This is a genomic window from Mesorhizobium sp. M0037, from assembly GCF_040323635.1.
In the GTDB taxonomy this organism is placed as follows: domain Bacteria; phylum Pseudomonadota; class Alphaproteobacteria; order Rhizobiales; family Rhizobiaceae; genus Mesorhizobium.
Genome location: NZ_JAMYVB010000004.1, coordinates 167440 through 180335, shown reverse-complemented (window position 1 = coordinate 180335; position 12896 = coordinate 167440). Strand labels below are relative to the sequence as shown.

At 63.5% G+C, this 12896-nt stretch carries 12 protein-coding genes and 1 pseudogene; 11 read left to right on the top strand and 2 right to left on the bottom strand.

The window, feature by feature from the left end:
* Positions 1-8: 8 nt before the first annotated feature.
* The 5 genes from NKJ78_RS09395 to NKJ78_RS09375 are packed head-to-tail and all read left to right on the top strand — an operon-like array spanning position 9 to position 3789.
* A complete protein-coding gene (locus tag NKJ78_RS09395) occupies positions 9-1076 on the top strand; it encodes an ABC transporter permease (RefSeq protein WP_023738172.1) in 1068 nt (355 codons plus the stop codon).
* Positions 1073-1993 carry a nickel transporter permease gene (gene nikC / locus NKJ78_RS09390; protein ID WP_023738173.1) on the top strand — a complete coding sequence of 307 codons (921 nt, stop codon included), beginning with the start codon at positions 1073-1075 and terminating at the stop codon, positions 1991-1993. The genes NKJ78_RS09395 and nikC overlap by 4 nt, the downstream gene beginning before the upstream one ends.
* Positions 1994-2003: 10 nt before the next feature.
* Positions 2004-2840, top strand: coding sequence for an ABC transporter ATP-binding protein (locus NKJ78_RS09385; RefSeq protein ID WP_023669526.1), 837 nt, complete (start codon positions 2004-2006; stop codon positions 2838-2840).
* Positions 2837-3586 (top strand): ABC transporter ATP-binding protein, encoded by a 750-nt coding sequence (locus NKJ78_RS09380; RefSeq protein WP_023669527.1) that lies wholly within the window; start codon positions 2837-2839, stop codon positions 3584-3586. Before NKJ78_RS09385 ends, NKJ78_RS09380 begins: the two co-directional genes overlap by 4 nt.
* 38 nt (positions 3587-3624) lie before the next feature.
* Positions 3625-3789, top strand: a complete 165-nt coding sequence (locus NKJ78_RS09375) for a hypothetical protein (RefSeq protein WP_023749158.1) — start codon at positions 3625-3627, stop codon at positions 3787-3789.
* A 186-nt stretch (positions 3790-3975) separates the two neighbouring features.
* Here NKJ78_RS09375 and NKJ78_RS09370 read toward each other — a convergent pair.
* Positions 3976-4759, bottom strand: a pseudogene (locus NKJ78_RS09370) (efflux RND transporter permease subunit); the annotation flags it as partial.
* A 195-nt stretch (positions 4760-4954) separates the two neighbouring features.
* Between NKJ78_RS09370 and NKJ78_RS09365 the strand changes: the two are divergent.
* A complete protein-coding gene (locus NKJ78_RS09365) occupies positions 4955-6232 on the top strand; it encodes a 4-aminobutyrate--2-oxoglutarate transaminase (protein WP_023738174.1) in 1278 nt (425 codons plus the stop codon).
* A 122-nt stretch (positions 6233-6354) separates the two neighbouring features.
* Here the strand turns inward: NKJ78_RS09365 and NKJ78_RS09360 are convergent, their stop codons facing one another.
* Positions 6355-7608, bottom strand: coding sequence for an NAD(P)/FAD-dependent oxidoreductase (locus tag NKJ78_RS09360; RefSeq protein WP_023696740.1), 1254 nt, complete (start codon positions 7606-7608; stop codon positions 6355-6357).
* A gap of 490 nt (positions 7609-8098) precedes the next feature.
* Between NKJ78_RS09360 and NKJ78_RS09355 the strand changes: the two genes are divergently transcribed.
* The 5 genes from NKJ78_RS09355 to NKJ78_RS09335 are packed head-to-tail and all read left to right on the top strand — an operon-like array spanning position 8099 to position 12894.
* The gene (locus NKJ78_RS09355) at positions 8099-9391 is read left to right on the top strand and encodes an imelysin family protein (RefSeq protein WP_352459202.1); all 1293 of its coding nucleotides are present in this window, start codon (positions 8099-8101) and stop codon (positions 9389-9391) included.
* 59 nt (positions 9392-9450) lie between these two features.
* Positions 9451-9762 (top strand): (2Fe-2S)-binding protein, encoded by a 312-nt coding sequence (locus NKJ78_RS09350; RefSeq protein ID WP_023751927.1) that lies wholly within the window; start codon positions 9451-9453, stop codon positions 9760-9762.
* On the top strand, positions 9728-10213 hold the full coding sequence (gene bfr / locus NKJ78_RS09345) for a bacterioferritin (protein ID WP_023669537.1): 486 nt from the start codon (positions 9728-9730) through the stop codon (positions 10211-10213). Before NKJ78_RS09350 ends, bfr begins: the two co-directional genes overlap by 35 nt.
* A 12-nt stretch (positions 10214-10225) precedes the next feature.
* A complete protein-coding gene (locus NKJ78_RS09340) occupies positions 10226-11815 on the top strand; it encodes a di-heme oxidoreductase family protein (RefSeq protein WP_352562423.1) in 1590 nt (529 codons plus the stop codon).
* On the top strand, positions 11815-12894 hold the full coding sequence (locus tag NKJ78_RS09335; protein WP_023730920.1) for an imelysin family protein: 1080 nt from the start codon (positions 11815-11817) through the stop codon (positions 12892-12894). The genes NKJ78_RS09340 and NKJ78_RS09335 overlap by 1 nt, the downstream gene beginning before the upstream one ends.
* Positions 12895-12896: the final 2 nt, after the last annotated feature.

Genomic DNA, 12896 nt, shown 5'->3' with positions numbered 1-12896 from the left:
GCGCCCTGATGAGCGCGATTGAAAACCAGGCGACGGCGGGGCAGGGAAGCGCCCGCGCCGTCGCTATCTTGTTGGCGATCGGCCGCTTCCTGGTCATCGCCGTCACCACCTATCTCGGCCTGCTCGCGGTGACCTTTTTCATCGGCCGCGTCATCCCGATCGATCCGGTGCTGGCGGTGCTCGGCGACCGCGCACCGGCCAATGTCGTCGAGCGCACGCGCCGCGAGATGGGGCTCGACCTGCCGTTGATCGAGCAATTCTATATCTATCTCAAACATGCGCTGAACGGCGATTTCGGCACCTCGGTGCTGACCACCAATCCGGTGATGACCGACATACGCCGCGCCTTTCCGGCAACCATCGAACTGGCGACGCTGGGCACACTGATAGGCTCGTTGCTCGGCGTGCCGCTCGGCGTGCTGGCAGCGGTAAAACGTGGCAGTCTCATCGACCAGATCGTTCGCATTGTCGGCCTGATCGGCTATTCCGTGCCTATCTTCTGGATCGGGCTTTTGGGGCTTGTCCTGTTCTACGCCAAGCTCCAATGGGTGGCTTTTCCCGGCCGCCTCGACATCGTCTACGAGTACACATTCACACCGATCACCGGCTTCTACCTGCTCGACGCCGCGCTGCAGGGCCAGTGGGATGTCTTCTACGACGCTTACCGCCACATCATCCTGCCGGCAGGGCTGCTGGGCTATTTCTCGCTCGCCTATATCAGCCGGATGACGCGCTCCTTCATGCTGAACGAGCTGTCGCAGGAATACATCGTCGCCGCGCGCGCCAAGGGCCTGTCTGAAACGCGAATCATCTGGGGCCATGCGCTGCGCAACGCCGCGGTGCCGATGGTCACGGTGATCGCGCTGTCCTATGCCGGGCTGCTCGAAGGTTCGGTGCTGACCGAGACGGTGTTCTCCTGGCCCGGCATCGGCCTCTACATCACCAATTCGCTGCAGAACGCCGACATGAACGCCGTGCTCGGCGGCACCATCGTCATCGGTTCGGTGTTCATCGGCATCAATCTCCTGTCCGATGTTCTCTACAAGGTGCTCGATCCGAGGACGAAGACAGGATGAGCGCCGAAGCAATCCAAACGCGCCGCGATTGGCTGCTCAGCGATCGGCCGGCCTCGCGCATGCAGGCACGGCTCGGCCGCGCCTACGTCGCTTGGCGGCGCTTTTCCGCCAACCGGCTGGCGTTTCTCGGCCTGCTCATCATCATCGCGCTGCTGCTGGTCGCAGCCTTTGCCGATGTGCTGGCGCCCTATTCGCCGACCATCGGCGAACTCAAGAATGCCCGGCTTTTGGCGCCGAGTGCGGCGCATTGGTTCGGCACCGACGATCTCGGCCGCGATATCTATTCGCGCATTCTTTTTGGCTCGCGCTGGACCCTCTATGTCGTCATTCTTGTCGCTGTCATCGCAGCCCCCATCGGCCTTTTGGTCGGCACCGTCGCCGGCTATGCCGGCGGCTGGACCGATGCCATTCTGATGCGCATTACCGACATCTTCCTCGCCTTCCCCAAGCTGATCCTGGCACTGGCCTTTGTCGCGGCCCTTGGCCCCGGCATCGAAAACGCGGTGCTGGCCATCGCCATCACCTCGTGGCCGCCTTACGCCCGAATTGCGCGGGCCGAGACGATGACCGTGCGCAATTCCGATTACATCAAGGCGGTGCAATTGATGGGCGCCTCGCCGTTCCGCATCGTGCTGCGCCACATCATGCCGCTCTGCATCTCTTCGCTGATCATCCGGGTGACGCTCGATATGGCCGGCATCATCCTCACCGCCGCCGGCCTCGGTTTCCTTGGCCTCGGCGCGCAGCCGCCGCTGCCGGAATGGGGCACCATGATCGCGTCCGGCCGTCGCTTCGTGCTCGACCAATGGTGGGTGGCCGGCGCGCCCGGCTTCGCCATCCTGATCGTCAGTCTCGGCTTCAACCTGCTGGGCGACGGCCTGCGCGATGCGCTCGATCCCCGGAGTGGCGACCAATGAGTGGTGACCAATGAGCGGTGCACTTCTCGATGTCGACGACCTGCGCGTCACCTTCCCGACTCGGACCGGCCTCATCCAGGCGGTGCGCGGCGTCACCTTCTCGCTCGGCCGAGAGCGGCTGGGCATTGTCGGCGAAAGCGGCTCCGGCAAGTCGCAGACCGGCCGCGCCATCATGGGGCTGACGCCGCCGCAGGCTCTGGTTTCGGCCAAGAAGCTCGCCTTGGACGGCATCGATCTTTTGGACATACCCGCCCGCCAGCGCCGGGCGCTGCGCGGCAAACGCATCGCCATGATCCTGCAGGATCCGAAATATTCGCTCGACCCGGTGATGAGCATCGGCCGCCAGATCGTCGAGACGCTGCGCACGCATGAAAAGGTCTCCAAGGCCGAAGCGCGCGAGCGGGCGCTGGCCATGCTGGAAGCTGTGCAGATCCGCGATCCCTCGCGTGTCTTCGACCTGCATCCGCACGAGGTGTCCGGCGGGATGGGCCAGCGCGCCATGATCGCAATGATGCTGATCGCCGGACCGGAACTGATGATCGCCGACGAGCCGACCTCGGCGCTCGACGTCACCGTTCAGCTCGATGTGCTCGGCATCCTCGACCGCTTGGTCAGTGAGCGCGGCATGGGTCTGATCTTCATCTCGCACGATCTGCGGCTGGTCGCCTCCTTCTGCGACCGCGTCATCGTCATGTATGCCGGCAAGGTGGTCGAGCAGCTCAAGGCGTCGGAGCTGCGCGACGCCCAGCATCCCTACACGCGCGGCCTGCTCAACTGCATGCCCAGGATCGGTTACGAACGCCACCCGCTGCCGGTGCTCGACCGCAAGCCGGAGTGGGCGGCATGACGCCAGCCATTTCGATTGAAGGGCTGGAGGTGGTGTTCGACCGTTTTCGCGCGCTGAAAGGGGCGAACCTCGAGGTGAAGTCCGGCGAATCCTTCGGCCTGGTCGGCGAGAGCGGTTCCGGCAAGTCGACGCTGCTCAAAGCCATTGCCGGCCTGGTGCCTGTCGCATCCGGTACTATCACGGTCAATGGCAAGACGCTGGGAGCGCGCCGCGACAAGGCTTTTTATCGCGAAGTGCAGATGGTCTTCCAGGACCCCTATGGTTCGCTGCACCCGCGTCAGACCGTCGACCGCCTGCTACAGGAGCCGCTCGCCATTCACGGCTTTGCCGATGGCGAGCAACGCATCCAGCGCGCCCTCGACGAGGTCGGATTAGGCAACGGTTTCCGTTTCCGCTACGCGCACCAGCTCTCCGGCGGTCAGCGTCAGCGCGTGGCGATCGCGCGGGCGCTCATCCTCGAACCGTCGATCCTGCTGCTCGACGAACCAACCTCGGCGCTCGACGCTTCGGTGCAGGCGGAAGTGCTCAACCTGCTGGAAGAGGTTCGCCGTCGGCGCAAGCTGACCTTCCTGATGGTCAGCCACGACCTCGCCATCATCACCCATATGTGCGAGCGCCTGATGGTGATGCAGAATGGCGAAGCGGTGGAGAACCTGACGGCGGGCCAGCTGATCGGGCACCGCGTGGAGAAGGATTACACACGCAATTTGCTTAGGGCGAGCGAGGGGTTTGTTCGGACGGCGTGAACTAGTTTGTTCCGCAGAATAATCGCTTGGGGAATTCCATGGAAGAATGGAAGTTTGCAGATCCGCCCAATGTCGCGGTGCTATCGGACAAGAGCATATTCAAACGGGGCGACTGGATCGCATACGTTGTGCATGAAGCTGACGATGACGAGAACTACAACGATGAAGGGGGCAGTTGGCAATTCTATAGCAGCGACTCTTGAGATTGGGATGAACGCGAGATAATGCTCGTTGGCCTGCAAGAGGTGGTGCAGCAGGATGAAAGCATCCTGGCATTGGCCGACTTGCCAAAAGGCTGGCATGCTTGGCGGACGTCAAAATCATCGCCATGGCAGCGAGCGAAATCGCGCCCCGAACCCTCTAACGATAACGAATGATCCGGCAAAGCCTTAAGCGGGGTCTTGCGCCAGTTCGCCGTTCTCCGGAACAGATGGTTCGTCCCCCTGCTTAGGCTCCTTGATCCTGAACCACGTCACATAAAGCGCCGGCAGGAACAGCAGCGTGATCGCCGTGCCGGCGATGATGCCGCCCATCATGGCGTAGGCCATCGGGCCCCAGAACACTTCGCGCGCGATCGGGATCAGCGCTAGGCTGGCGGCCGCGGCCGTCAGCGCGATCGGCCGCATGCGGTGCTCGGTCGCTTCGATCACGGCTTCCCAGCGGTCTTGGCCCTCGGCCACCAGATCCTCGATCTGCACGATCAGGATCACCTGAGTTGCGGATCAGGATGCCGATCAGCGCCAGGACGCCCAGAATGGCGACGAAGCCGAGCGGTGCGCCGCTCGGCCCCACGGGCGCGCCCACGCCGATCAGGCCGAGCGGCGCCACCGCCACGACCAGGAACAGGCGCTGAAAACTTTGCAACTGGATCATCAGGATGGTCGCCATCACGAACAGCATCAGCGGCACCACCGCTGCGATCGGTCCCTGGCTTTTGGCGCTTTCCTCGACCGAGCCGGCGGTTGCAACGGAATAGCCGGGCGGCAGTTTGGCGATGAAGGCGTCGACCGACGGCTTCAATTCGTTGACGACGGTGGCCGGCAGCACGTCGCCAACGAGGCCTGCGCGAACGGTGATCGTCGGGATGCGGTTGCGCCGCCACACCGTCGGCTGTTCGAGGTCGTAGCGGAAGTTCGCCACCGCGGCGAGCGGGATCGCTTCGCCGTTCCCGGTGACGGGTGAGCTGTCACGGACTGCCCCGTACGTGTATCGGTCGGCTGGTTAAGACCGGTCTGTCGAAGTGGCCCGCATCGACGACAGGCCCAATCGCCCGGCGGCGGTGCCAACTTGAGGAAAACGTGAAATAAGGTCAGAAGAGGCCTTGGCATTCATCTAACGAGAACGGGCGTCGGCCCGATGAGGGACGAAATGAAGAACGCAGCCATTTCTGAGCGCAAGAACCAGTCGATCTCGCGCGGCGTCGGCATGACGACGCAGATCTATGCCGACCGCGCCGAGAATTCGGAGATCTGGGATGTAGAAGGCCGCCGATACATCGATTTCTCCTCCGGTATCGCCGTCGTCAACACCGGCCACCGCCATCCCAGGGTGATCGAGGCGGTCAAGGCACAGCTCGACCGCTTCACCCATACCTGCCACCAGGTCGTGCCCTATGAGAGCTATGTCAGGCTGGCCGAACGGCTGAACGGCATGCTGCCCGGCAAGTTCGAGAAGAAGACCATCTTCGTCACTACGGGTGCTGAAGCGGTCGAGAACGCCATCAAGATCGCCCGCAACGCCACTGGCCGCCAAGCCGTCATCGCCTTTGCCGGCGGCTTCCACGGCCGCACCTTCATGGGCATGGCGCTGACCGGCAAGGTCGTGCCCTACAAGGTCGGCTTCGGCGCCATGCCGGGCGACGTCTACCACGCGCCGTTTCCGGTGCCGCTGCACGGCGTGTCTACAGCCGATTCGCTGGTCGCACTCGACAAACTGTTCAAGGCCGATGTCGATCCGGCTCGCGTTGCCGCCATCATCATCGAGCCGGTCCAGGGCGAGGGCGGCTTCTACGACGCGCCGCGCGAATTCCTGACGGCGCTGCGCAAGCTCTGCGACCAGCACGGCATGCTGCTGATCGCCGATGAGGTGCAGACCGGCTTTGCCCGCACCGGCAAGATGTTCGCCATGGATCATCATGAGGTCGCGGCCGACATTACCACCATGGCGAAAAGCCTGGCCGGCGGCTTCCCGCTGGCGGCGGTCACCGGCCGCGCCGAGATCATGGATGCGCCCGGTCCTGGCGGGCTCGGCGGCACCTATGGCGGCAGCCCGATCGGTGTCGCCGCAGCACACGCCGTGCTCGACGTAATCGAGGACGAAAAGCTGTGCGACCGCGCCAATACGCTGGGCGCCCGGCTGAAACAGCGGCTGCAGTCGATCCGCGACGATGTGCCCGAGATTGTCGACATCAGGGGTCTCGGCTTCATGAACGCGGTCGAGCTCAACGACGTCAAGAGGGGCCTGCCGTCGGCCGAGATCGCCAATGCGATCCGGCTGAAGGCGCTCGACAAGGGGCTGATCCTGCTGACCTGCGGCGTCTACGGCAACGTCATCCGTTTCCTGGCTCCGATCACCATCCAGGACAATGTCATGAACGAGGCGCTCGACATTCTGGAAAGCTCGATCCGCGAAGTCTGCGCTGCCTAGCGCAAAACCCTACCTCCCCCTTGTGGGGAGGTCGGACCGCAGGTCCGGGTGGGGGGCCTCGCGCCGACCCCAACCCCGCTGCTTCGCAGCGACCCTCCCCACAAGGGGGAGGGTAAGTGCGTCTAGCCCGCAGCCCGTGCCGGCTCATCCTGCTGGAACGCTGCCAGTGCAGCCTTCAGCCCGTCAGGTCCCTCAGCAATCGTCTGCGCCATCGGCGAAAACCCGGCCCCGAGCATCTTGCGGCCCAGCATATGGTCGCCCGGCCTGTTGACGGATTCGATGCCGAGCAGCCGGCTTCCAGCATAGTGGTAGATCGAGAACTTGTTCTCAGCGAGGTCGCCCAGCACGACATGGCTGTCGCCGCCCGAGGTCAGCCCGACCATCTGCAGTTTCATGTCGCCGATGTCAGACCAGAACCACGGCACCGCCGCATAGGCGTCCGTATGGCCGGTGATCGTGCGTGCGGCAAGCCGCGCCTGGTCGGTGGCGTTCTGCACCGATTCCAGCCGCACGTCGCCGCCGGTCGACCAGTGGCGGTAGGAAGCGGCGTCGCCGATGGCCAGAATATCAGGCACTGAGGTGCGCATCTGTTGGTCGACGCGGATGCCATTGGCGACAGTCAGTCCGGCAGCCTGCGCAAGTTCGACATTCGGCACGGCGCCGATGCCGACGATGACCATGCGCGCGGGCAGCCTTTCGCCGGTGGAGGTGATGGCAGCGCAGACATGGCGGTTTTCCCCTTCCAGCCTGGCAATGGTGGTGCCGGTGAGGATACGCACGCCGATCGCCTCCAGCCGTTGGCGGACATGGCTCGCCACCACCGGCGCCACGGCGCGGCCAAGCAGCCGGTCGACAGCCTCGACCAGGGTGACGTTGCGGCCGGCGGCCCTCAGCGTTGCCGCGATCTCCAGCCCGATGAAGCCGCCGCCGAGGATGACCACGTCTTCGCTTTGGGCGCTGAGCGCGCGGATCAGCCGCGCATCGGCGATCGAGCGCAGCGACAGCACGCCCGAGAGGTCGGCGCCCGGCAGCGGCAGAAGCCGCGGCCGCGAACCGGTGGCCAGGATGAGCCGGTCGAACGGCAGCACGCCGCCGCCCGCTATGTCCAGCTTGCGGCCTGCCGTATCGATGCTGTCGATTCGGACGCCCGGCCTGAAGTCGATGGCGCTGCCGGTGTAAAAGGCCTCGCCGCGCAAGGGTTGCGGCTTGGCATCGGCGTCCTTGATGAAGGTCTTCGACAGCGGCGGCTTGTGATAGGGCAGATCGGTTTCGTCGCCGATCAGTATGACAGGCCCGTCATAGCCTTCCTCGCGCAGGCTGGCGGCCGCTTGCACGCCCGCATGACCCGCACCGACAATGACGACCCCGTTCTTCATCGCAACCCGAATTCCTGTTTCAAATCTGGAGCATGATGCCGAAAAGTGTGAAGCGGTTTTCGGACGACATCATGCTTTGATTGTGAGCCGTTCCGCCAGATGGCGATTGTCTGCCGCCGTCGCAAGAGCCCCGGTCCGGGTCGCACCCGGAACGGTCGCTTGTCAATCGCGGCGTCTCTCACCTTGGCTGCTGGCTACGATTTAAAGTTGATAGTGCTAGTTTAGAATAATTCTAAACTGTTGTTTCAATTGAATTTTCTAGGGTTCACCAGTTGACTTCCGGCCTCGCCATCGTTTTATGGAGGCTCGCGCGTCAGCGCATCCCTTTGATGTTTGGGCCTTGAACCCGTTCGATTGGAGGCATTTGGTGTCTTTCTCCCGTGAGCCGCAGAGCGGCGCGGCATCTGTGGTGTCCTACGGCATGCCTATGTCCCGGCACCGTTTGGCACGCGCGCCTTTTACCGAATCCCCTTTGAACTGGAGACTGATGATGACAGCGCGATATGGCGGCAGACTGGCTGCGATCGGTGCCACGGCTATGTTGACGGCGGCGGTTTTCATCCTGCCGGCCAAGGCGGCGGAGATCGATGCCAAGGCGGTCATCAAGACCTATTCCGACATCGCGCTGGCCAAGTACGAGGATTCGCTGACCACGGCGCAGGCGCTCGACAAGGCTGTCGACGCGCTGCTTGCCAACCCGTCGGCGGACACGCTGAATGCCGCCCGCGATGCCTGGAAGGCGTCGCGCGTGCCCTACCAGCAGACCGAGGTCTACCGCTTCGGCAACAAGATCGTCGACGACTGGGAAGGCAAGGTGAACTCCTGGCCGCTCGACGAAGGCCTGATCGACTACGTCGCCAAGAGCTACGGCACCGAGTCCGACGCCAACGCGCTCTACACCGCCAATGTCATCGCTAACAAGGACATCGAGATCGACGGCAAGAAGGTCGACGCCTCGAAGCTTTCGCCGGAGTTCCTCGCCGGCACGCTGCAGGAGGCCGGCGGCATCGAGGCCAATGTCGCCACCGGTTATCACGCCATCGAATTCCTGCTCTGGGGCCAGGATTTGCACGGCACCGGCCCGGGCGCCGGCGAGCGTCCGTACACCGACTACGACCTCAAGAACTGCACCGGCGGCAATTGCGATCGCCGGGCCGAGTATCTGAAGTCGGCCAGCGATCTTCTGGTCTCCGACCTGCAGGAGATGGTCGGCAACTGGAAGGAAGACGGCGCCGCCCGCAAGAACCTCGTCGATGGCCAGCCGAACACCGCTATCTCGGTGATCTTCAACGGCATGGGCTCGCTGTCCTACGGCGAACTGGCCGGGGAGCGCATGAAACTCGGCCTGCTGCTGCACGATCCCGAAGAGGAGCACGACTGCTTCTCGGATAATACCTACAACTCGCATCTCTATGACGCCATCGGCATCCGCGCCGCCTATCTCGCCAGCTACACGCGCTTGGACGGCACCGTCGTTTCAGGCCCGTCGGTGCACGATATGGTCAAGGCGGCCGATCCGGCGATCGACAAGGAACTGTCCGACAAGCTCGACGTCTCGGTCGCCAAGATGGAGGCGATCAAGGCGCGGGGAGTGGCCGGCGAGGCCTATGACCAGCAGATCGCCGAGGGCAACACCGAAGGCAATGCTACCGTGCAGGCGGCAATCGACGCGCTGGTCGACCAGACCAAGTCGATCGAACGCGCCGTCGGCGCGCTGAAGCTGAACAACATAGCCTTCGAGGGGTCCGACAGCCTCGACGCACCGGACAAGGTGTTCAAGTAGCACCCCAACCAACCACCAGCCAAACGGCGCGGAGGGGCGCCGTCAGCCAGAGCCAATCCATGCTGATCTGCCATTGCAACATCATCACCGAAAAGGAGATTGAGCAGACGATCGTCGATCTGCTGGATCAGGACCCCTGGCAACTGATCGTGCCGGCGAAGGTCTATCACACGATGCAAAAGCGCGGTCGCTGTTGCGGCTGCTTCCCAAATGTGGTCGAAACGATCATTCGGGTCACCGAAAATTACCACGCCCGTTCGGAGGCGAGCGGCGTGGACATCGTTTCACACCTGGATCGCGTCAGAGGCCTGCGCGTCCAATATGGGAGCAGAATCCATGAAAGGCGAACCGCAGATCATCGAGCGGCTTAACGAGGCTCTGTTCCTGGAGCTTGGCGCCGTCAATCAATACTGGGTGCATTTCCGCCTGCTCGAAGATTGGGGATATGCCAAGCTGGCAAAGAAGGAACGCGCCGAATCGATCGAGGAGATGCACCATGCCGACCGGCTGGTGGCCCGTATCATCTTCCTCGAAGGGCATCCCAATTTGCAGTCCGTGGCGCCGTTGCGCATCGGCCAGAACGTCAAGGAAGTGCTCGAATCCGATCTCGCCGGCGAATATGACGCACGCACCGCCTACAAGCGTTCGCGCGAGATCTGCAACGAAGCCGGCGACTACGTGACGATGAAGCTGTTCGAGGAATTGCTGGCGGATGAGGAAGGTCACATCGACTTCCTCGAGACGCAGCTCGACCTCCTTGCCTCGATCGGTGAGGAAAAATACGGCCAGCTCAACGCCGCATCGGCGGACGAGGCGGAATAGGACCATGCAGGAATGCGGCGCCCCCTAGATATTCTGCGCCGCTTGCGGCGGGCCGCCGGCCCGCTGCTCCTCAAAAACCCGCGATATCAGGCCTTTCGCGGGCTTTCGGTTGTAACCCTGGCGGCAATTTTGGCCCCGGCCCTGGCCGGATCGTCGGAACCGGTCGGCCTCGCCACGAGCCGCACCGACCTGACGCCGAAGGACCGGTCCCGCGTCCTTGCCGTTACCAGGCCAACCCAGGATTTCTCCAAGCCCGAATCCTTCGAAATGATGCAAGGCGGCGCCGGCACGTCGCGCAAGCAGGTCAACCGCGACGCCTTCTCGCAACCCTCTGAAAACATCACCTTCGAGGAACAGGGCAATTTCAAGCTCGGCAATGCGCTTTTCCGCAAGAACTGGGTGTCGTCGCCATCGTCGACCCAGGCCTCGGATGGTCTCGGACCGCTGTTCAACGAGCGCGCCTGCCAGAATTGCCATTTGAAGGATGGCCGCGGCCGACCGCCGGCCGCCGACCGCCGCACCACGTCGATGTTCCTGCGGCTGGCGCGCGATGCGAGCACGGCCGAGGAAAAAGCCGAGATTGCCGTGCACAAGGTGCTGAACTTCCCCGATCCGGTCTACGGCGCGCAGTTGCAGGAACTGGCGGTGCCCGGCCTCAAGGGCGAAGGCCGCATGTATGTCGATTATCGCGAGGAAAAGGTCACGCTCGGCGACGGTAGCATCGTTTCGCTGCGCAAGCCGAGCTATTCGCTCGACGGGCTTGGCTACGGCCCGCTTGACCCGCGCACCACGCTGTCGCCACGTCTGACCCCGCCCATGATCGGCCTTGGCCTGATCGAACAGATCGCGCCGGCCGACATCCTTGCCCATGCCGATCCCGACGACCGCGACGGCATTTCCGGCAAGCCCAACATGGTGCGTGACCTCAGCAGCGGGCAACTGACGCTTGGCCGCTTCGGTTGGAAGGCGCAGACCGCATCGATCCGCCAGCAGGCGGCGGACGCCTTTGCCGGCGATATCGGCATTTCGACGCCGGAAGAGCCCAGCCACTGGGGCGATTGCACCGCAGCCGAAGAGGCCTGCTTAGCCATGCCCAATGGCGTGCAGAAGCGGCTCGGCCCGGTCGAGGCGCCACCACCGGTGATGGACCTCGTCACCTTCTATTCACAGAACCTTGCGGTGCCGGCGCGGCGCGATGTCGGCGCACCCGCCGTGCTCGCCGGCAAGAAGCTGTTCTACGAGATGGGCTGCATTGCCTGCCATACGCCGAAATTCGTCACCATGCGCGGGAACAAGGCGCAGGCGTTCCAACTGATCTGGCCCTATTCCGACTTTCTGCTGCACGACATGGGGCCTGGCCTTGCCGACGGCCAGGCGGTGGGCGATGCCACGGGCAGTGAATGGCGCACCCCGCCGCTATGGGGCATCGGCCTGACAAAGACCGTCAACGGCAACGCTTTCTTCCTGCATGACGGGCGTGCGCGCACGCTTGCCGAAGCGATCCTGTGGCATGGCGGCGAGGGGCAGAAGGCGCGCGATCGCTTTGCCGCCGCCAATACGGCCGACCGCGATGCTCTCATCAAATTCCTGGAGTCATTCTGATGCTCAAGCGGGTTTTGCCTGTTCTACTCCTCCCATTGGCTCTGTTCGGTGCGTCCCCGGCATCGGCCTCGGTGAAAGCCTCCGATGTCATTCAAAGAGCGATCGACGGATTTGTCCGCCCCGCCTATGCCAGCCTGCATGGCCATGCCGGCACCTTGGCGAAGGCCATGGACGCGCTCTGCCAGGCGCCGTCGCAGGGCAACCTCGATGCCGCGCATGCCGGATTCTCGGCCACGGTCGCGGCCTGGTCGTCGGCTGAAATCATCGGCTTCGGGCCAATCAAGGAGAACAACCGGCTGGAGCGCATGCTCTACTGGCCGGACCGAAAGAGCATCGGCCTGAAGCAGGTGCAGGCGGCGCTGGCCGGCAAGGATCCGACCGCCACCGATCCGGCGCAGCTGGCGGGCAAGAGTGTCGCGATGCAGGGATTAGGGGCGCTTGAGTTCGTGCTTTACGGCGATGGCGCCGAGACGCTCGTCGGCAAGGACGAGCCCTATCGCTGCGCCTATGGCGCGGCAGTCGCCAAGAACATCGAGACCATGGCGGCCGATGTCGACGCGGCCTGGAAAAAACCGGACGGTTTTGCAGCCTTGTGGGCTAATCCTGGACCCGACAATGCGCTTTACCGCGACGGCACCGAAGCGGTGACCGAACTGGTCGGCGTCTTCATCAACGAGCTGGAAATGGTCCGCGACGTGCGCCTCAAAGGTTTTTTCGGCGCCAAGCCGGAGGCTGACAAGCCAAGGCAGGCGATCTACTGGCGGTCGCAAAACACCGGCCTGTCATTAGCCGGCAACCTCTCCGGCATTGATGCGCTGTTCCAGGCCTCGAAGCTCGGCGACGCGCTGCCCGAGGATAGCAGATGGATGGCGGAATCCATCCATATCCAGCTCATCAATGGCGTTGCCACTGCCAAATCCATCCAGGGTCCGATCGACAAGACGCTGGCCGATCCCGCGGAGCGCGGAAAACTCGAGCATTTCGCGCTGATCACCTCCAGCCTGTCGGGCCTGATCGGCACCAGGCTGACCGCCGAGTTCGGCCTGACCGCCGGCTTCTCCTCGCTCGACGGAGACTGATC